General features: G+C 44.7%; 17 protein-coding genes and 1 other RNA gene. 13 read left to right on the forward strand and 5 right to left on the reverse strand.

Annotation, left to right across the window (positions count from 1 at the left end):
* Genes gyrB through Q0323_RS05580 form a run of 4 tightly spaced genes read left to right on the forward strand, consistent with a single transcriptional unit; the run spans position 1 to position 5,355 of the window.
* Positions 1–2,313 (forward strand): DNA topoisomerase (ATP-hydrolyzing) subunit B, encoded by a 2,313-nt coding sequence (gyrB, locus tag Q0323_RS05565; protein WP_298052352.1) that lies wholly within the window; start codon positions 1–3, stop codon positions 2,311–2,313.
* Positions 2,313–3,746: an EAL domain-containing protein gene (locus Q0323_RS05570; RefSeq protein WP_298052354.1), complete on the forward strand. Its 1,434-nt coding sequence runs from the start codon at positions 2,313–2,315 to the stop codon at positions 3,744–3,746. Before gyrB ends, Q0323_RS05570 begins: the two co-directional genes overlap by 1 nt.
* Positions 3,743–4,123 (forward strand): preQ(1) synthase, encoded by a 381-nt coding sequence (queF, locus tag Q0323_RS05575; protein WP_298052356.1) that lies wholly within the window; start codon positions 3,743–3,745, stop codon positions 4,121–4,123. The genes Q0323_RS05570 and queF overlap by 4 nt, the downstream gene beginning before the upstream one ends.
* Positions 4,120–5,355 (forward strand): HD domain-containing protein, encoded by a 1,236-nt coding sequence (locus Q0323_RS05580; protein ID WP_298052358.1) that lies wholly within the window; start codon positions 4,120–4,122, stop codon positions 5,353–5,355. Before queF ends, Q0323_RS05580 begins: the two co-directional genes overlap by 4 nt.
* Positions 5,356–5,358: 3 nt before the next feature.
* On the opposite strand, the gene ffs is transcribed toward Q0323_RS05580, so the two are convergent.
* Positions 5,359–5,456: signal recognition particle sRNA small type (gene ffs, locus Q0323_RS05585), an RNA gene on the reverse strand.
* Between the two features lie 47 nt (positions 5,457–5,503).
* Here ffs and Q0323_RS05590 point away from each other — a divergent pair.
* From Q0323_RS05590 to Q0323_RS05600, 3 genes are all read left to right on the forward strand, one after another.
* Entirely contained in the window at positions 5,504–5,923 is a 420-nt protein-coding gene (locus Q0323_RS05590) for a hypothetical protein (protein WP_297901478.1), read from the forward strand.
* Positions 5,924–5,987: 64 nt separating this feature from the next.
* On the forward strand, positions 5,988–7,790 hold the full coding sequence (gene typA, locus Q0323_RS05595) for a translational GTPase TypA (protein ID WP_297896887.1): 1,803 nt from the start codon (positions 5,988–5,990) through the stop codon (positions 7,788–7,790).
* A gap of 111 nt (positions 7,791–7,901) precedes the next feature.
* The gene (locus Q0323_RS05600) at positions 7,902–8,489 is read left to right on the forward strand and encodes an HAD-IB family hydrolase (RefSeq protein ID WP_291938868.1); all 588 of its coding nucleotides are present in this window, start codon (positions 7,902–7,904) and stop codon (positions 8,487–8,489) included.
* 450 nt (positions 8,490–8,939) lie between these two features.
* On the opposite strand, the gene Q0323_RS05605 is transcribed toward Q0323_RS05600, so the two are convergent.
* Together Q0323_RS05605 and Q0323_RS05610 are read right to left on the reverse strand one after the other, a co-directional pair.
* Entirely contained in the window at positions 8,940–9,752 is an 813-nt protein-coding gene (locus tag Q0323_RS05605; RefSeq protein ID WP_298052361.1) for a transporter substrate-binding domain-containing protein, read from the reverse strand.
* A gap of 225 nt (positions 9,753–9,977) precedes the next feature.
* Positions 9,978–10,781 carry a transporter substrate-binding domain-containing protein gene (locus Q0323_RS05610; RefSeq protein ID WP_298052363.1) on the reverse strand — a complete coding sequence of 268 codons (804 nt, stop codon included), beginning with the start codon at positions 10,779–10,781 and terminating at the stop codon, positions 9,978–9,980.
* Positions 10,782–10,878: 97 nt separating this feature from the next.
* Here Q0323_RS05610 and Q0323_RS05615 point away from each other — a divergent pair, with 97 nt between their 5' ends.
* On the forward strand, positions 10,879–11,907 hold the full coding sequence (locus Q0323_RS05615; RefSeq protein ID WP_298052366.1) for a hypothetical protein: 1,029 nt from the start codon (positions 10,879–10,881) through the stop codon (positions 11,905–11,907).
* Positions 11,908–12,206: 299 nt separating this feature from the next.
* Positions 12,207–12,614, forward strand: a complete 408-nt coding sequence (locus tag Q0323_RS05620) for a DUF805 domain-containing protein (protein ID WP_177386916.1) — start codon at positions 12,207–12,209, stop codon at positions 12,612–12,614.
* Between the two features lie 133 nt (positions 12,615–12,747).
* Here Q0323_RS05620 and Q0323_RS05625 read toward each other — a convergent pair whose 3' ends face one another.
* A complete protein-coding gene (locus Q0323_RS05625; protein ID WP_177386915.1) occupies positions 12,748–13,329 on the reverse strand; it encodes a Crp/Fnr family transcriptional regulator in 582 nt (193 codons plus the stop codon).
* Between the two features lie 127 nt (positions 13,330–13,456).
* On the opposite strand from Q0323_RS05625, the gene Q0323_RS05630 reads away from it, so the two are divergent.
* The 3 genes from Q0323_RS05630 (at position 13,457) to Q0323_RS05640 (ending at position 17,548) form a co-directional block, all read left to right on the forward strand.
* The gene (locus tag Q0323_RS05630) at positions 13,457–14,023 is read left to right on the forward strand and encodes a hypothetical protein (RefSeq protein ID WP_177386671.1); all 567 of its coding nucleotides are present in this window, start codon (positions 13,457–13,459) and stop codon (positions 14,021–14,023) included.
* 13 nt (positions 14,024–14,036) lie between these two features.
* A complete protein-coding gene (locus tag Q0323_RS05635) occupies positions 14,037–16,484 on the forward strand; it encodes a molybdopterin-dependent oxidoreductase (protein ID WP_298052369.1) in 2,448 nt (815 codons plus the stop codon).
* Positions 16,485–16,831: 347 nt separating this feature from the next.
* A complete protein-coding gene (locus Q0323_RS05640; protein ID WP_298052370.1) occupies positions 16,832–17,548 on the forward strand; it encodes a hypothetical protein in 717 nt (238 codons plus the stop codon).
* A 275-nt stretch (positions 17,549–17,823) separates the two neighbouring features.
* Here Q0323_RS05640 and tpx read toward each other — a convergent pair whose 3' ends face one another.
* Positions 17,824–18,348, reverse strand: coding sequence for a thiol peroxidase (gene tpx, locus Q0323_RS05645; protein ID WP_298052373.1), 525 nt, complete (start codon positions 18,346–18,348; stop codon positions 17,824–17,826).
* 89 nt (positions 18,349–18,437) lie between these two features.
* On the opposite strand from tpx, the gene Q0323_RS05650 reads away from it, so the two are divergent.
* A complete protein-coding gene (locus tag Q0323_RS05650) occupies positions 18,438–19,916 on the forward strand; it encodes an NINE protein (RefSeq protein WP_298052376.1) in 1,479 nt (492 codons plus the stop codon).
* The last annotated feature ends 56 nt before the right edge of the window (positions 19,917–19,972 follow it).

Below are 19,972 nucleotides of genomic sequence, written 5' to 3' on the forward strand. Positions count from 1 at the left end.
ATGAAGCAAAATTACGGCGCTAGTAATATTAAAGTTTTAAAAGGTCTTGAGGCTGTTAGAAAGCGCCCTGGAATGTATATCGGAGACACCAATATCGGCGGACTTCATCATATGATTTATGAGGTTGTAGATAATTCGATCGATGAGGCGATGGCAGGGTACTGTGACACGATCGATGTCGAGATCACTAGCGAAGGAAGCTGTATCGTTAGCGATAACGGTCGTGGAATCCCCGTCGATATACACCCGACTGAAAAAATTCCTGCTGCGACGGTGGTTCTGACCGTGCTTCACGCAGGTGGTAAATTTGACAAAGACACTTATAAGGTCTCCGGCGGTTTGCACGGCGTGGGCGTTAGCGTTGTAAATGCGCTCTCAAAAAAGCTCGTTGCTACGATCAAACGTGACGGAAATATTTATAGACAAGAATTTGCCAAAGGAATTCCTGCTACCGAGCTTGAAAAGATAAAAACTACTAATCGCACGGGCACTACGATCGAGTTTTGGCCCGACGGCGAAATTTTTGAAATTTTAGAATTTGATGATGAAATTTTATCAAAAAGATTTCGCGAGCTAGCGTATCTAAATCCAAAAATTACGATAAATTTTAAAGATAATCGCACGGGCAGGGACGAGCACTTTCACTTCGAAGGCGGCTTAGAGAGCTTCGTAAATGATATGAATAAAGCGCCTGCCATATCTAAAGCCGTGTCGTTTAGCGATAGCGCGGATGATGTTATGGTGGATTTTGCGCTGATGTATAACGAAACATATAGCGAAAATTTACTGAGCTTCGTAAATAATATTAAAACTCCGGACGGTGGTACTCACGAGGCGGGCTTTAGAGCGGGTCTTACGCGCGCGATAACAAATTATGTCGCGGCAAATGCGGCTGCGCGTGAAAAGGACACGAAGATCACCGGCGACGACGTTCGCGAGGGGCTCATCGCGGTAATTAGCGTAAAGGTTCCCGAGCCGCAGTTTGAAGGGCAGACTAAAGGCAAGCTGGGCTCCAGCTATGTTAAGCCGATCGTACAAAAGATGGCGTTTGAGGTGCTTAGCAAATATTTTGAAGAAAATCCGATCGAAGCGCGCGCCATTATGAATAAGGCTCTTTTAGCTGCGCGCGGTCGCGAAGCGGCAAAAAAAGCGCGCGATCTAACGCGCAAAAAAGACAATATAAATTCCGTCGGTACCCTTCCCGGAAAGCTAGCCGATTGTCAGAGTAAGGATGCAAGCATCAGCGAAATTTATCTGGTTGAGGGCGATAGTGCGGGCGGCTCGGCGAAGCAGGGAAGAGACCGCGTGTTTCAAGCGATCCTGCCGCTTAGAGGTAAAATTTTAAACGTAGAAAAGGCGCGCCTGGATAGAATTTTACAATCCGAAGAGATTAAAAATATGATCACGGCCTTTGGTTGCGGTATCGGCGAGGAATTTAACGAAGAGAAGCTTCGCTATCACAAAATCATCATTATGACCGATGCGGACGTTGACGGTAGCCACATCCAGACGCTGCTTCTAACATTTTTCTTTAGGTTTTTGCGACCTATCGTGGAAAACGGCTATGTTTATCTAGCGCAGCCGCCGCTTTTTAGATATAAAAAGGGCAAAAAAGAAATTTATCTAAAAGACGAAAAGGCGCTGAGTGAGTTTTTGATCGAAACCGGCATTGATATGGGCGAGTTTGAAGGAATCGGCAACGAGGATCTGATCGATTATCTAAAAATCGTCTCAAACTACCGCTCGCTTCTTAATGAGCTTAAAAAGCGCTTTAGCGTGCTTAGCGCGATCAGATTTTTGATAGAAAACGACGAAGCGCGAAGCCTTGGTTATGAGGAACTATTTAAAATTTTAAAACCGCGTCTGGAGAGTGAAGGATTTAATATTTTGAATTCCTACGTAAATGATGAAGGGATTAGAATTTATGTTCAGACGCCGAGCGGCTTAGAACAGCTTGTGATAGATGAAAATTTATTCGGCAATTATATCTTTGAAGAGGCAATCAGAGTTTATTCAAAGATCAAAGAGCGAGATGTAAGCTTTGGCAAGGATTTTATTGAAATTTTAGATGAAATCGAAAAAAGCTCGAAAAAAGGCGCTTATATTCAGCGCTATAAAGGTCTTGGAGAGATGAATCCGGAGCAGCTTTGGGAAACCACTATGAGCCCTGAAAATAGAAGGCTTTTAAAAATTAGCATTGCAGACGCGCAAAGTGCTAGCGATACCTTTAATCTTTTTATGGGAGATGAGGTTGAACCGCGTAGGAACTACATCCAAGATCATGCCAAAGATGTTAAACACTTGGATATATAATGTCTGTTTTATTTAGTGAGACCAAAGAGCGCGAAAACCGTTTCATAACGGCACTTAAAATTTCGGTGCCGTTTACCTGCGTTTTGATTGTTTTTGGAATTATTTTGTTTCGAAACGGCGAGTTTAAATTTGATGACGTAATTTTGTTTTTGATACTTTTAATCTGCTATGTTTATTATGTCATCTATCAAATTTACTTTGGCTTTCAAAAGACGCTGATAGATCCCGTTACTCACGTATTCGTGCGCGAGGAGATAGAGAAAATTTTAAGTAATGATCTAGCTAAAAATCGTCAAATAAATATCGTTCTTTTGCGAATTAAAAATATCATCGACATAAACGATCGATACGGCTACAAAAACGGCGATGAAATTTTATACGAGTATTGTAAGGAACTTTCAAATTTTATGGCGGAGCAGGGTTTTAAAGACCTTCCGATCGGTCGCTTTATAAACGGCTACTTCGTATTTGGAGTGGAATCAAAAGCTACAAATTTAAGCCATATTTTGCGGATGTTTGAGCATAAAATTTCAAGTCAAACGATCAAAAATGTAGAGATAAAAAGCGAATTTACGATGCTTCCAAGCTCTTATGATCGCAATCTGCATAATATCGTAAATGCGCTATTTTATAAGATAAATCACCTGGACGACGAAGAACACGGCGAGAAGGCTATTGACGTAGAGAAAGTATTAATTGACGTATTTTCCGCCGACGTAATGGAAGCGATCGATAGCGAAAATTTTAGCTTTAAATATCAGCGCGTTGCAGATAAAAACGGCGTAAAATCACATATAAATTTAATTCCAAAGCTTGATCTAAGAAGTGGCGAAAAGATCACAAAAAGTAGAATTTTGGATATTTTGCTTCTAAATCATTATGACATCAAATACGATATTTCGATGATGAGGCAGATTTCTAGGATCATCTATTTTAAAGATATTGACGCTAAAATTTTTATCGAGGTCATGCCTCAGACCCTGCGAAATAACGAGTTTCGCAATGAAATTTTAAAGCTCATCGATAATAATCTGATCGATCCGAAAAAGATCGTGTTTGAGTTTAACGAAAAGCTTATCTATTCTGAGATTAAGCGCTTTGACGAAATTTTGATTAAATTCCGCGAACTTGGATTTAACTTCGCGCTGTCGCAGTTCGGCGGTTCAAACGCGAGCTTTGAGTATTTAAAATTTCTAAACGTCGATTTTATCGTTTATGACATAGAATTTAATAAAAATTTAGACGATGAAAAGATTAAAAATATATTTATTGGCATCAACGAAGCCTGCGCAAAATCGGGCGTCAAAACCATAATGCGCTTTGTAGATAAGCAGGAATTTCAAATGCAACTTTATAAAATGGGTATCGATTATATTCAGGGATTTTGCGTCGAAAAACCAAATGATATATCGAATTTAAGGAGAGTGCAGTGAGATACGGCGAAGAGGAAATTGAAAAATTTGACATCGAGAATTTAGAAGTTTGGCCCAATAAACAAAAGCACGACTATCTAATAAAAATAACCTTACCTGAGTTTTGCTGCCGCTGCCCACGCTCTGGCTATCCGGACTTTGCGACGATCTATTTGGAATATATCCCCGATAAACTCGTAGTAGAGCTAAAAGCGATCAAACTTTACATAAATTCCTTTATGAACCGCTACATCAGCCACGAAGATAGCATAAATGAAATTTACGGCGCGCTGCAAAGCAAGCTAAAGCCTAAATTTATGAAAATCAGGGGCGATTTTAATCCTCGCGGCAACGTCCACACGGTAATCGAAATAAACTCGGATCAAATTTACCGATGATAAGCTCAAATTTAGTCGAACAAATTTTTAAATCCGCAAGCATTAGTCGCTGGAACGATTACCCAAAGATGGTAAGTCTAGTAGAGCTCGACAAACAGGCGCATAAATTTATCATCGCTTATTTCATCGCTAACTTTGAGCGCGATGTGGATATCAACTATGTGATAGAAGCGGGGATTTTCGAGTTTTTAGCGCGCATCGTCGTAACCGACATCCGCCCGGACGTCTTTCATCAGATACAAAAAACCAAGAAAAAAAAGATCAACGAATGGGTTTTAAGCGTCCTAGAAAGCGATCTTTTGCCTATTCAAAACGGCGAGTTTTTCGAGCGATTTAAAAAATATCTAAATTCCAAGGATCATAAGAAAGAGGCCGTAATTTTAAAGGCGGCGAGCTACCTCTCTACGCGATGGGAATTTAACATCGTCTATCAAACGAGCCAGTTTCTAAACGACATCGAGGAGTTAAAAGCCAAGGTCGAGGAGGAGCTCGAGGATTATTATGAGCTCATCGGCGTGCGAAAGATCGTGATGAATAAAAAACTTGCCCGCATAGTCGATCTTAGCGGCAGACTTCGTTTTCAAAAACGCTGGGCTCAGACGCCGCGCATTCCTGAGACATCGGTGCTGGGACATATGCTGGTAGTCGCGATTTTAAGCTACTTTTTCTCGCTTGAAGTTGGTGCGTGCCACTCGCGCACGGCGTATAATTTTTTCTGCGCGCTATTTCACGATCTACCAGAAAGCCTCACTCGCGACATCATTAGCCCCGTAAAATACGGCGTCAAGGGCCTTAGCGACATCATCAGCGAATATGAGATGCGGCTAATAGACGATAAAATTTTACCCTTTGTGCCGGAACATATGCGAGATGATTTTAGTTATATTTTGGGTATCCGTAAAGAGGGCAGTAAATTTATAAAAGACGAGTTTGAAAACCGCACCTTCGAGCTAGGCAAGGAGCCTAAATTTGCAGAGGGCAGCCTAAAGATGTTTAACGAAGATAAATTTCGCGCAATCGACGGCAAGGCGCTTAAGTATTGCGATAAACTAGCGGCGTTTTTCGAGGCTGGAATTTCGATCAGTTACGGCGTGAAAAGCAAGGAGTTGCTTAGCGGGTATAATTCGATGTTAGAGTTTTTCAAAGCTAAGCCGAAAATTGAAGGCGTCGATTTTCAGAGTGTTTGCGAGGATTTCAAAGAGCATTTCGGGCTTAATAGGATCGATTTATAAAACCCCTTCCCAGATGGCTGCGGCACATGCGAGATCTAAGTGCTCTGCTGTATTCCTACCCTGAAGCGGTGCCTAAAAAAAGCATTGCACAGGTCTAAGAAAGGGCAAACGGGATTATATGGAAATGTTTCTTAAAGTAAGGTTATAAATGAATTTCAAAAATCATCTTCTATCCGTATTTCGCGAGGTTTTTATCCCTCATCATCGCTCTATCGAGTTTAGAGCCAAAATTTTTGCCGCAATGCTGCTTGCCAAAAAGAAGCAGACCGACGAGGATTACGACGTGATCAAAGATATAGCGGGCGAAATTTATCCGGGCGACGAGCAGCGCATCGGCGTGCTAGTTTCTATCGTAAAAGAGTATATCTTAAAGGCGAAAACTTATAAAAGCTTAAATTTAGACTCGCTTCTAAAAGAGATCGACAGAGATATCAAAAACAACAAAAAATATATCAAAAAGATCGATTTTTCGCATCTGCGCCGTCTGATCGGAGATGATGACGAGGATGCGCTGATCCAACAGCGCGTTTATGAGTTTTTTGTCTGCGAAGTCAAAGAGTACTCGTAAATTTTTATCTTAAGAATTTTTTTAGTATAATCATCAGTTTTTGAAATTATAAACGGAGAAAAATTTGGAAAATATCAGAAATATTGCGGTTATCGCGCACGTCGATCACGGCAAGACCACTATCGTAGATGAGCTTTTAAAACAGTCCGGCACATTTGGTAATCACCAAGAAGTCGGCGAGCGTGTGATGGATAGCAACGACATCGAGCGCGAGCGCGGCATTACGATCCTATCCAAAAACACTGCCATCCACTACGGCGGCGTTAAAATCAATATCATCGACACCCCAGGTCACGCCGATTTCGGCGGCGAGGTCGAGCGCGTGTTAAAAATGGTAGACGGCGTACTTTTGCTCGTCGACGCGCAAGAAGGCGTCATGCCGCAGACAAAATTTGTCGTAAAAAAGGCACTATCTTTAGGGCTCAGACCTATCGTAGTCGTAAATAAAATCGACAAGCCCGCAGCCGATCCGGACCGCGTGGTAAATGAAATTTTCGATCTTTTCGTAGCGCTTGATGCAAACGACGAGCAGCTTGAGTTCCCCGTCATCTACGCCGCTGCTAAAAACGGCTACGCAAAATACGATCTAAGCGACGAAAGCGCCGATATGAAGCCGCTTTTTGAGACGATCATCTCTCACGTCCCTACTCCGAGCGGTAGCGACGACAATCCGCTGCAGCTGCAGGTTTTCACGCTCGATTACGACAACTACGTAGGCAAAATCGGTATCGCTAGAATTTTTAACGGTACGATAAACAAAAACCAAAGCGTTATGCTAGCTAAAGCCGACGGCACGCACATCAACGGTAGAATTTCAAAACTCATCGGCTTTAGCGGGCTTGAGCGTGCTGACATTGATGCGGCGGGCACGGGCGACATCGTGGCGATTGCGGGCTTTGACGCACTTGACGTAGGCGACAGCATCGTCGATCCCAATAATCCGATTCCGCTTGATGCGCTACATATCGAAGAGCCCACCCTTAGCGTAATTTTCAGCGTAAATGACGGACCGCTAGCTGGCACAGAGGGTAAATTTGTAACCTCAAACAAGATCGACGAGCGCTTGGAAGCGGAGATGAAAACTAACATCGCGATGCGCTATGAAAACGCGGGCGAGGGTAAATTTAAAGTAAGCGGCCGCGGCGAGCTGCAGATCACTATTTTGGCCGAAAATATGCGCCGCGAGGGCTTTGAGTTCTGCCTCGGGCGCCCGGAAGTTATCATCAAAGAGATCGACGGCATCAAATGCGAGCCTTTCGAGCACCTAGTTATCGACGCGCCCGATGATTGCACCGGCACCGTCATCGAAAAACTAGGCCGCAAAAAGGCCGAGATGAAGGTGATGAACCCTACCGGCGACGGGCAGACGCGTATGGAGTTTGAGATCCCGGCGCGCGGTCTTATCGGCTTTCGCTCGCAGTTTTTGACCGATACTCGAGGCGAAGGGGTGATGAACCATAGCTTTTTGGAATTCCGCCCTTTCATCGGCGCGGTCGAGAAGCGACAAAACGGCGCGCTCGTGAGTATGGAAAACGGAGTGGCGCTAGGATACAGCCTGTGGAACCTGCAAGATCGCGGCGTGCTTTTTATCGCTCCGCAGGCGAAGGTCTATCTCGGTATGATCATCGGCGAGCACAGCCGTCCGAACGATTTGGACGTAAATCCGATCAAGGGTAAAAATTTAACCAACGTCCGCGCCAGCGGTAGCGACGATGCGATCAAGCTCGTGCCGCCGCGTGCGCTAAATTTAGAGCGCGCGCTGGAGTGGATCGAAGAGGACGAGCTTGTGGAGGTTACGCCCGTAAATATCCGCGTGCGTAAGCGATACTTAGACCCTACGACGCGCAGACGAATGGCGAAAAAATAGAATTTCAAAATGAAATTTTAAAATTTGGCGTGAAATTTAGCTTTAAATTTCACGCCTTTTTTATAGGCAAATTTTAAAATTTACGCTTCTGAAATTTTGCTAGGAGAGGCAATGAATCTTGTTTTATTCGACTTTGACGGCACGATCACGCGCGATGATTCGCTACTTGAGTTCGTCGCCTACGTAGTCGGATTTAAGAAATTTTTTCGCGGGATTTTGGTGCTATCGCCTATTTTAGCGGCGTATAAGCTAGGTCTTGCGAGCAATAATTTTACGCGCAGAAAGCTCTTGGGCTACTTTTTTGCGGGTATGAGTGCCGATAAATTCGATAAAATTTGCAAAAAATACTCCACCACCCACATCGAAGATATCCTAAAACAAAGCGCGATGGACAAGATCGCAAGCTATAAAGCCGCGGGCGATAAGATCGTCATCGTCACCGCCTCGCTCGAAGATTGGCTACGTCCGTGGTGCGACGCGCAGGGCTTGGAACTTTTAGGCACTAAAATACGGCGCAAAGGCGGCATCATCACGGGCGAGATCGAGGGGCAGAACTGCTACGGCGCGCAAAAGGTCGCTCGCGTGCGCGCGGCATACGACGTGCAGGCTTTCGATCGCGTTATCGCTTACGGCGACAGCAGGGGCGATCGCGAGATGCTTGAGTTCGCCGATGAGGCGCACTACAAGGCGTTTGAGTAAAATTTAACGGCTGAAAGTTTAAAATAGCATCTGCGGCGACTGCGCTTTTGCCGTGAGTCAGAATTTAGCTCACGCAGAATTTTATCCTTTTAAATTTATCGCGCTTATCTGTGGAATTCTACACCGCACGATAAATTTATATTTTATCGCAGCGCAAAAGCCCTCAACTACGAAATTATGTTGCAGAATGGGATTTTAAAATTCTCGGTGCGGGTAAAATTCTAAAATTTCGTCATGCATAAAATTTTAAAATTCTATCATAGCGTGAAATTTTGCTCCGAATGGAATAGATGTTTTTAAACCGAGCGTGAGATAAAATTTGAAATTTTAGAATTTTATGGAATTTTTTGGTTACTAAAATTTAAAAATTTGCAGATTTTAGAATCCCGCTCGCCGCGTGCGAAGCGGAATTTCAAAATTTCAAAATTCCGCGCCTTAGAATTCTAAGATCTAAAGCATATTATAAATTCCGTCTAGCAGGAAGTATTTTTTATCTGCAGTGCCGCGGTAAAATGGCTCGAAAGTGTCCTCATAAGCCTTTTTGAAAAAGCCTTCTTTGCTTAGCTTAATTAGATCGGCATTGATGAAATCAAGCAGGCTTTGATTGCCTTTTTGCACGCCGACGCCTAAGAATTCCGCCGCGCCTAGGTTTTTAAACGGCACTTCAAGCGTATCGTCCACGACGGCGTAGGCTAGGACGATGATGTTGTCATTGGCATAACCGTCGGCTCTGCCGTCCTTCATCATCGCATAGCACTCGGAGGTATTTTTGCAGTAAACTAAATTGCTAAATTTCTCTTTGCGTAGATAGCGCTCGGTCATTGAGCCGTTGGGATTTTTTTCGATTGAAATTCTCATATCACGAACCTGTGCGAAGTCCTTCACTTGATCCTCTTTACGCGTTACGATGCCAAAATTTACCGATAGATACGGAAGCGAGAAATCCACCTGCTTCTTACGCTCTTGCGTAATCATAAAGGTGCCGATAACCATATCGACCTTATTATTTTTCAAAAACGGGATTCTCTCGCCTGCGGTTACGGCTACGAACTGCACTTCGCCTTTTTTATCGCCGAAAATGTCTTTGGCGATTGAGCTAGCAAGCTCGATTTCAAAGCCCTCAAACTTGCCGTTATTAGACTCGCTTAGCGGCGGACGACCTTCGCGCACGCCTACTCTGATAACCCCTGCCTGCCTGATTTCATCTAGTGTATTTGCAAAAATGCTAGCGTAAAATAAGGCTAAAATAAAAAGTAATCTCATAAAAAGCCCCCTACTTTTTAGTTTTCGGAATAATTATAGCACTATATATTTTAGAGAAAATAAATGCAAGCGGTTTAAAATTCAATCACTGCGCGTATGCAAGTTTGAAATTTGGGGGCAAAGCGGGGATTTAAAATTTCGCAAATTCTAAATTTTAAATCCCAAGATTTATTCGTTATGCAAACTGCCTTCGATAAATTTTATATTTTGATTCCTAGCTCGCTTTTATAGCAAGTCATAAATTCCATCTAAAAGGAAGTATTTTTTATCCGCTGTGCCGCGGTAAAAAGGCTCGAAAGTGTCCTGATAAGCCTTTTTGAAAAAGCCCTCTTTGCTTAGCTTGACAAGCTCTGCGTTGATAAAATCAAGTAGCTCCTTATTTCCTTTTTGCACGCCAATACCGATGAAATCGGGCTTGCCGAAGTTTTGAAACGGCACTTCGAGCGTATCGTCCACGACGGCGTAGGCTAGCACCGTGATATTTAGATTGACGTATCCGTCGGCTTTGCCGTCACGGATCATCGCGTAGCATTCGCTTGTGTTTTTGCAGTAGCTTACGTTGCTAAATTTCTCTTTTTTGAGGTAATTATCTACGGTCGTGCCCTCTTCGGTTATGAGCCTCATATCGCGCAAACGCGATATATCTTTGATGGCGTCCGCTTTGCGAGTTAGTACGCCGAGATTGGTCGAAAAATACGGCATCGAGAAGTCTACATGATTTTTGCGCGCCGAATCGATGACGAAGGTAGCTGCGACCATATCAACTTTATTATTGACTAGATACGAGACGCGATCGGCGGCGCTTAGAGAGACAAACTGCACTTCACCTTGTTTGGCACCGAAAATCGCCTTTGCGATCGCATTGGCAAGCTCGATCTCAAAGCCTTCAAATTTACTGCCGCTAATCTCGCTAAAAGGCGGTCTGCCATCTCTGACGCCTACTCTAATGACGCCGCTATTTCTGATCTCTTGCAGCGTGTTTGCAAAAAGCCCTGCACAAAGCAAGATCAAAGTAAAAAGTAGTTTCATTTGCCGCTCCTTTGTTTAGGTTATTTATGGCTAATTCTAGCGAAATTAAAATCAAAAGGCGCTTTTTTGGGCTAAATTTATTTGCCGTTTGCTTTTTATGAAATTTCAAGACGCCGTTAAATTTAGCCTTAGATTTGATATAATCGTGCAAAATTTAAGCGAGGGCAATATGAAAAATTTTATCTTTTTGTGGCTTTTACTTGTGGGCTACGCTTTTAGCGCTGCTAAGGATGACGCGAGAGTTTCTGCTTCACAGCAAGCAGAGTCAAATTTATCGCAGCCAAATTTTGAAATTTTTTACGATGAAAATGCTAGCGATGCGCAGATAGATGCGGGCTTGGACGCACTTTTAGCCTTCGCGGCGCAAAACAGGGGCAGGATCGACGATGATTTCGGGGAGTTTAAAGATAGAATTTTCACTGCTTTCATTTTTAATCCGAAGGTGCTGCGAAATTCAAAATTTGACTTCGAGCGGATAGAAAAAATCCTTAAATTTAAACCAAATCTCAATTACGGCGGAGACGGCGGTTATTTCTCGCCGCTAAAGCTCGCGATCTTTTTCGGCTCGAAATTTAGCGGCGAGATGGCGAAGCTTTATCGCTTTGATAGCGCTGATGCGATGCGGCTTTTAGAGCTTTTGGTACAAAACGGCGCGAACGCCAAGACTAGCGGGCTGCTACGAGATGCCGTGGCAAACGATAATTTCGAGGCATTCAAGTTTTTGATTGCAAACGGCGCGCGAGATACGAAAGACGTGGTCGGCTCGGTTGCGGGCAGCGAATTAATATTTTTAAGTGACAACAACGTTTCTATTCTCGGATATAAAGAGGCGCTGCCGCTTGCTGCGAGGGAGTTTGCTGCGGGAGCCAAATTTAAAGAATTCCGCGACGAGAGATTACGCTATTTGGACGAAATTTTAAAATTCCAAAGCTTTGCGAGCATTGATAAAAAGGAGATCGAAACGCTTATCAAAGTAGCTGTGGTGCTGGATGACGAGATGACGGCGAAATTTCTGCTCTCGCGAGGTCTGTGCGAGCAGAAGGAGCTTTGCGAGTTTCTAAAAGCGCAGGCGAAAACTTACGGCTCCGCAAAAATTTCTAAAATTTTAAGCCGTCAAAAGGGCTAAATTTTAAAATTTATACGGCTATGGCATGGCAAAGCAGATAAAATCACTATTATAATTGTGCTAGTCGCAGCCGCCCTACTTTGTTATTTAGTGCGAGCGAAAAAGCAAGATTTGTTCCGCCTAACCTACCCTCCTCCGCTTATCAAACAGCTCGCTATTAAGTTCATTCGAGATAAATTTTAATGTATTTGCCAGACAGCGCGGCGGCGAAGGTAAATTTTAAAATTTAATCAATATAAAGGACAAATTTAAGTGCCATTGTTATATAATTTATCTTATTTTTTAAAAAGGAGTTTGAGATGACTTTTATAGAGTCTGTTCGCACTTGTCTCAAAGAGAATTATTGCAACTTTGAGGGGCGTGCACCACGTTCAGAGTACTGGTGGTTTGCATTATTTGCGGCACTTTTAGGAATTGTAACGTTAGTATTGGATGGCTTTTTAGGCACCTATGCCGTTACGAGTTCCGGTAGAATGATCGGTTTCATTAACTCAATCTTTTTATTGGCAATACTTTTACCTTCTATCGCCGTGGCGGTAAGGCGTCTGCACGATACCGATAGAAGCGGCTGGTTTTATCTGTTAATTTTTGTCCCGATAATAGGCCCGGTAGTATTGATCGTATTTTTTATCCAGCAAGGCACTAACGGAGGCAACCGCTTTGGAGACGATCCGTTGCGACCCGCAAGCAGAGGCTCGATTTTTTAAAGCGCACACACAGTCTTTGCAAATAAGCTAAATTTAGGGCTAATTCCATTTTGGTTTTTAGCCCTTTTTAATAGGCGGTTTTGCTCAAAATAGCCTTTTGTGTTTAAATTTAGATCCACTGCGCAGATTCAAACTACAAAATTTTAATCCTATTGCCCTTTAATTTCACGATCTTTTTGTCATTTACGAGCTTCGTAATCGCCTGAGAGACGTTTTGGCGAGGCGCGCCGAGCAGGCTTGCCAGCGTCATTATATTAAAGGGAAGCTCCACGATCTTATCTGCGTTTGCGATGCGATTTAGAAAATTTAAAATTCGCGTCTGGATTTTCGCAAAGACGATCTCTTTAATTAAAATTCGCTGCGAGTAGATATTTTTGATAAGCGCGTTTATGATCGAGCTTGCGAACTCGTCTCCAAGCAGCTCAAAAAGCTCCGAGATGTTGATCTGTAGCGTCTCGCAGTCGCTTAAAATTTCAAGGCTAGTATTTTTATCCAAGCAGATGTAGGCGCCGCTTTTTACGAAGCTAAAGATAAATTCCTTGCCGTTTTCGTAGCAGTTTAGCTTCGCCCTGCCACGCAGCAGAATGATAAATTTAAACTTCTGCGCGTAGATCACGTCGCCGCGAGCGTAGCTTTCGCGCCTAAATTTAGCAATCCGCTCCCTACTTAAAAAGTCGAATTTCTCGCTGTAATCGTTATTTAGTCTATCTATCATAGCAGCTCTTTGCATAAAATTTCACGTAAATTTTACATAAAAAGGATAAATTCGTCGCAATCGCGACAAATTTAAATTTATCTTTGATTTATAATTCGCGTTAAAGACAATCTAGAAAGGATACTTTATGAGGAAAATTTTTATCTCATTTATCTGTGCGTGTTCGCTTTTTGGCGGTGAGGTGATCTCCAAAACCACGGCGATCTCGCAGGACGGCAAAGCAATCGGCGAGGCTGAAATTTTAACGCCGATCGAGGTGATATCCAGCGAGGGTAATGTTACCAAGATTAAAATTAAAGGCGTCGTGAGCGAAAACTATCAGCTTCAGATCCAAAAAAATATGAAGGAGGCTGAAATTTACGCGATTTTTACGAACGAAGCCGAAACAAATTTTAAAAAGGGCAAAAAGCTCGAGGACGATTACGGCGAGATCTGGTACGAGGTCGAGGGAATTTACGAGGTTGGCTCGGATGCCGTAGCTAAGGACGCTAAGGCGCTTTATGCGGAGGCAAAGACGAACTATGAGCAGATCTGCTCGGCATGTCACCGCTTGCATGAGCCAAAGAGCTTCACGGCAAATCAGTGGCCTGCAAATTTACAAGAGATGATCAATGCAAACTACGTAGCGCTCGAGGGCGACGAGCTAAATTTGATCATAAAATATCTACAACACAACGCAAAAAAACCTGAATGATAAAGGAGATCAGATGAAAAGGCGAGACTTTTTAAAGGCAGGGATTTTAGGCGCAAGCGCAGCAAGTGCTAGCAGGATCGAGGGGGTTACGCAGACGATTTTCGATAACAAAAAGGTATTCGGCGCGAATAGATTCGGTACTTTTTGGCTAAATTTAAACTCATCGCAGATCGTTTCGGTAAGCGAATTCGAGGGCGATAAATTTCCAAACACTATGAATTACAGCTTGCCCGATTCCGTGCAGAACGAAAACCGCGTGCTCTATCCGATGGTGCGCAAAAGCTATCTAAAGGCTAAAGGCGCGGCGAAGAGCGAACTGCGCGGCAAAGAGGAGTTCGTGCGGGTTAGCTGGGACGTAGCGCTTGATCTAGCGGCGAAGGCTTTGAAAGAAAATTTCGACAAATACGGCGCCGAGGCGATCTACGGCGAGTGCTACTGGTGGGGCGGCAGCGGTAAGATCGGCTGGGGACGCACCGTAGCGCACCGAATGCTTAAAATTTTAGGCGGCTACGTAGAGGAAAGCGGCGATTATTCGACCGGCGCGGGGCTCGTTATCATGCCTCACGTGCTGGGCAGTAGCGCCGTTTACGACGCGCCTACTACGTGGAAAGCGATCATCAAAAACGCCAAAAACGTCGTATTTTGGGCGACCGATCCTGTAGTAACCAATCAAATTTCATCCATTCCGCCTACGCACGACGGCTACATCGGCATGCAAGAGCTTAAGAAATCGGGCATCAAAACCTACAGCGTAAACGTGATGAGAAACGACACCGCGCGCTACTTTGACAGCGAAGATATCATCGTGCGCCCAAATACCGACACCGCGCTCATCATCGGCATGTGCCACCATCTCTTTACGAGCGGGCTTTATGATGCGGAATTTATCAAAAAATACACCGTCGGATTTAATAAATTTAAAGACTACTTTCTAGGTACCGAGGACAAGGTCGTAAAAGACGCCTCGTGGGCGAGCAAAATTTGCGGCGTGAGCGAGGAGACGATAAAAAGCTTCGCCGAAGCGCTAGCTAAGGAGCCTACGACCGTGCTGATCGGTCGCGGTTTGCAGCGCGCAGATCACGGCGAGCAGCCTTTCTGGGCGCTAGTGGCGCTTAATGCGATGCTGGGATATATCGGCAAGGAGGGTCTTGGCTTTGAATTTAGTCTAGGATACGGCTCTGCGGGCGCTACGAATAAAGTGGCTCCGATTTTAAAGGGGCTTAGCACTCGTATAGATGAAAAATACGAAAACACGGGCTCTGCGCCTTGGAAAAGTGCGAAAAACATTACTATCCCGTCCTCTCGCAGCATCGAGGCGCTGGAGCACCCAGGCAAGCAGATCGATTACGACGGCACTAAAATCAAGCTGCCGCATATGAGGGTTGCTTATATGGCGTGCGGGTCGATGTTTACGCGTCACCAAGACGTGAATAATATTGTGAGGCAGTGGCGTAAATTTGATACCGTTATCACCGCCGAGCCTTACTGGACGAGCACGGCGAAGCTTAGCGACATCGTGCTTCCCGTCGCGATCGAGGTCGAACGCAACGACATCAACCAAACGGGCGCTACGGGCGAATATATAGTTGCTTACAGACCTGCAATCGAGCCGATGGGCGAGAGTAAGAGCGACTTTTGGATCTGCGAGCAGATCTGCAAGCGCTGGGGATACGGCGAGGTCTTTAGCGAGGGCAAGGACGAGTTAGGCTGGATGAAAGAATTCTACGCCGATGCCGTAGAGCAAGCCAAAGGTCTAAATATAACGATGCCTAGCTTCGAGGAATTTTACGATAAAGGCTTCGTGCGCTTTGAAAAGGACGACGAGAGTAGCGCGCTATATACGCGCCTTGCGGCATTTCGCGAAAATCCCGCCAAAAACCGCCTCGGCACGCCGTCTGGCAAGATCGAGCTTTACTCGCCGACCATTGCTAAGATGGGCTATGCCGACTGCCCGCCGATGCCTACTTGGATCGAGCCAAAAGAGTGGCTGGGGGACGCGAAAAAGACGGCGAAGTATCCGATTCACGTCGTAAGCCCGCACTCTCGCTACCGCCTGCACAGCCAGCTAAACAACTCGATCATCAGGAATTTTGCCGAAGTTAGCGGCAGAGAGCCGGTGCTGATAAATCCAAAAGACGCCGAAGCGCGCGGGCTTGCGAACGGCGACATCGTGCGCGTTTTCAATGACCGCGGCGAAATTTTGGCAGGCGTACTCGTTACCGATATCGTGCCCGAGCGCGTCGCAGCGATCTGCGAGGGCGCTTGGTACGATCCCGAGGTTTGGGGCGAGAAGAGCCTCTGCCAGCACGGCTGCGTAAACGTGCTCACGTTTGATAAAGGCACGTCAAGTCTTGCGCAAAGTAACTCGGCTCACACCGTGCTAGCGCAGATTGAGAAATTTAAGGGAGAGATTAAGCCGATACAGGCGTTTAGTAAACCTAAAATTTTGCAGTCGCTATAAAATTTAGCGCGTCGTCTTTTAAGCGTCTTTGAATGGGCTAGAAAATTTCGCCCTGCGACAGGTTAATTTTTGTAGAATTTAACGCGTCGTCTCGCGAGTGCTTTTGAGAGAGATTTGAAATTTTAAGTCTGCGGCAGACTACTTTATCTAGCCTTGACTTAAAATTTCTGCACAACTCTCAAAATCATCTCGCGATACTTCCGCTTGTCTTTTTACGCTCAAATTTGCAGTTTGTTGAATTTGAGCGCAAATTTACTTCTTTCGTATCCGTCAAATTTGAATATAAATTTTTACGCGGATTAAAAACTCTGCTAAAATTCGCTCAAATTTAACCCAAAGGCCGCGCCGTGCAAATCCCAAGTTTGATCCGAAATTTTATCCGCAAGCGTATCGTTTCAGAGTACATTTTGCTGCCGTTTTTCTACCCCGACGAAGGCGAGTTTGAGAGTTTTCAGGAGGGATATAGGCTCGCTAGCCGCAAAACGGGCGAGGAGCTAGCAGACGATATGCCCGGACAGTGGCGCAAGAGCTGGCGGGTCATCGCACGTAACGGCATGGACGATCCGTTTTTCGTAGATTTTGCTCTTGGGGACGCCTCGCCGGTGTATTTTGCCTATCACGGCGCCGGCTCTTGGGAGCCGATCAAGGTTGCGGACGACATCATTAAATTTGAAGAAATTTTAACCGCTCTTGCCGCGCTTAAAAAGCCCTGCTCGCTTGAAGCGATCGCGCCGCTTGCTGATTTAAACAACGAATTTTACCGTGAGCTGGCGGACGATTATGCGCAGCAAGATGAAGCGCGCGAGGAGCCGGGATATAAATATTTCAGCGTTTTCATCGAGGACTTGGGCGCGGACAAGGTAAAAACGCTCGTGTTTTTAAAGAAATTTTTTGACGACGAGAGCTTTGCGGATACGAAAGATAGGACGCAAAATTTGCCGCTTTGCGTATTTAGCGGTATAGAGGAGCTGGCGCTGCCGCTGCAAGACAAACTCGCCTCGCTCGGAGTTAAATTTTACGCCCGCGAGATAACTTTTAGCGAGTTTATCGCGCGGAGTGGCTAAGCAGGTAAATTTAAAATTTTAACTCTCGCTGTGGCTAAATTTAAAATTTAGCAGCAGGCGATTCTATAAATTTCGTGCTCGTTCGCTTGCTATCGCAGTGCGTTAATAGCTTTGCGTACGCTGGAGCGCAAATTAAAGCATAAAATCAAAATGTAAAATTGAAGTAGAATTTTAAGCGCCCTACTTCGTTTTTTACTTGCAGTAGGGCGAATTTGCTTAAAGTAGTGAACTAAAGCGAGGCGAAAATTATCCAAACCTTGGATCTATTATCTTGCTCAGTTAGAGCAGCTGTTGCGAGCGACGAGCTCTGCAAAATCTAGCGCTGCGTCGTAGTCGGGCTCAGAGGCTATGTCGCTTACGAGCTCTTTATAAACCACGACGCCTGCGGTATCTATGACGAAGATCGCTCTGGCGCTGAGACCTGCTAATGCGCCGCTGGCGATGAGAGTGCCGTAGCGGCGGCAAAATTCCTTATCGCGGAAATCGCTTGCAATGCGTAGATTTTTGATCCCCTCAGTCGTACAAAACCTCTCCATCGCAAACGGCAAATCCATCGAAACGACGATTACTTCGGTGTTAGGAAGCGATGCGGCGCGCTCGTTGAACTTGCGTGCCTCCGTCGCGCAGACGGGCGTATCTAGCGACGGCACGGCGACGATGATTTGCACGTGCTTGCCGCTAGCGATCTCGATTTCGCTTAGATCTTGAGCTACTAAGCGCACTTGCGGCGCGCGATCGCCTAGATTTATCTCTTGCCCGCTTAGCTCTACAGGCTTTCCTTGAAATGTTACTTTTGACATTTTTGTCCTTTGTTTTGAATTTGTAGCGGCGAATATACAAAAATTCCTTAAATTTCAGGTAAAATTGCTTTAAAAATCAAGGAGAGCAGATGGGCGAAGATATTTGGGGCGGCAGTAGCAATCCTGCATCGCTAGCTAGCATAAGACGTAAAAGAGGCGAAGAAAAAAAGCCTCTGGACGAGAAGCCACAGGAGCAATCTGAGAATTTGGATTTAACGCAAGAAGCTCTTGCGGCGGATGATACTAGCGAGCAAAATTCTGCGGCTCAGAATTCTATAGAGCAAAATTCCACTTTTACAAAACAGAATTTCACACCACAAAATTCTGCGGAGCAAAATTTAGCTTTTGCAGCTCAAGGCCTAGATGAAGAAAATTCTATTTTGCGAGATTCTGCCACGACAGGTTCTAGCGAGCAAGATTCTAACGCCAAAGGCTTGAATTTTACCGAAAATGCTGCGAGCTCGCAGAATTTTGTAGAGCAGAATTCCACTTGGCAAAATTTAGCTTCCTTAAATTCCGATAGAATTAACTCTACGCAAAGCTCAGCTAAGGCTTACGATCTAAATAAGGCCTACGCGTTTTATATGTTCCTCGGGCCTTTCGGCGCGCATAGATTTTATCTTGGGCGTATAATCTCCGCGATTTTTCAGCTTTTAGGCGGGCTGCCATTTCTCATCTGGCTTTTTTTAGTAGTGGTTGCTGTCATGTGGACGAGTATAGAAGGTAACGAGCTGTTGGCGCTTGTAAACTCATCTCGTCCGGATTTGGGCGTGCAAGCATCAGACCTAAAAGATATAGAACAGGGCTTTTTTCATTTTATGGTTATTTTCTCGGTGCCTAATGTTTTATTTTTAATCTGGCTTATTAGCGACTTTTTTAGGTTGCCTGATATGGTGCGAAAGCTAAATGTATCCGTAGGCGCGGGAGCAATCCTGTATGTTTATACGGATGACGCTAAAGAGCAGAGCGAGAATCTATCTACTGCCAAAACTACCCTTTACATAGCATTTGGGCTTGAGGCGTTAAATGCGGTAGGCAGATATATCAAGAATGTAGATAAAGTGGGCGCGTTGGAGGGTGTCGGACTTATATCTATGATATGCCTAGCTGTGGGGCTATATTTTTTAGCGCGCGCTATACGCAGCACGGATCTGCTATCAAACGCCGTGCTAGTCGGGGTTTCCTCGGCTATAAGCGCAGTAAGCACTATATTTGTAGGATTTGAATTGTTTAAACCATCAGTTTTTATGATAAGCATTTATTGTGTATGCACAGCGGTATATCTGATCTATCAGCTGCTAGTTAGTAAAGAGCTTTACGATTGCAGCGGAGAGAAAAACTATCTAAGAGCGTTTTATGTTATTGCAGCTACGGAGATAGTAACTCTAGTCTTGATAGCGCTTGACTCACAGCTTTTCGCCTTAGTATTTGCCATAGGGTGGTTAGCTTCGGTAATTCTAAATGTTTCGGCGGTTTATGGTACTAGGGAGGTTACCGCTTCAAAAGGTGGCTACGGCCTAGCGCATCTGGCGTATCACGTAAGGCAGATGAATAGGCGGGAGTTTTAGGTATTTAAATTTAAGGGGCGATTAGTATAATCTTACATTATTTTAAAAAAGGAGTT

Source organism: uncultured Campylobacter sp., from assembly GCF_938030145.1.
Lineage (GTDB): Bacteria > Campylobacterota > Campylobacteria > Campylobacterales > Campylobacteraceae > Campylobacter_B.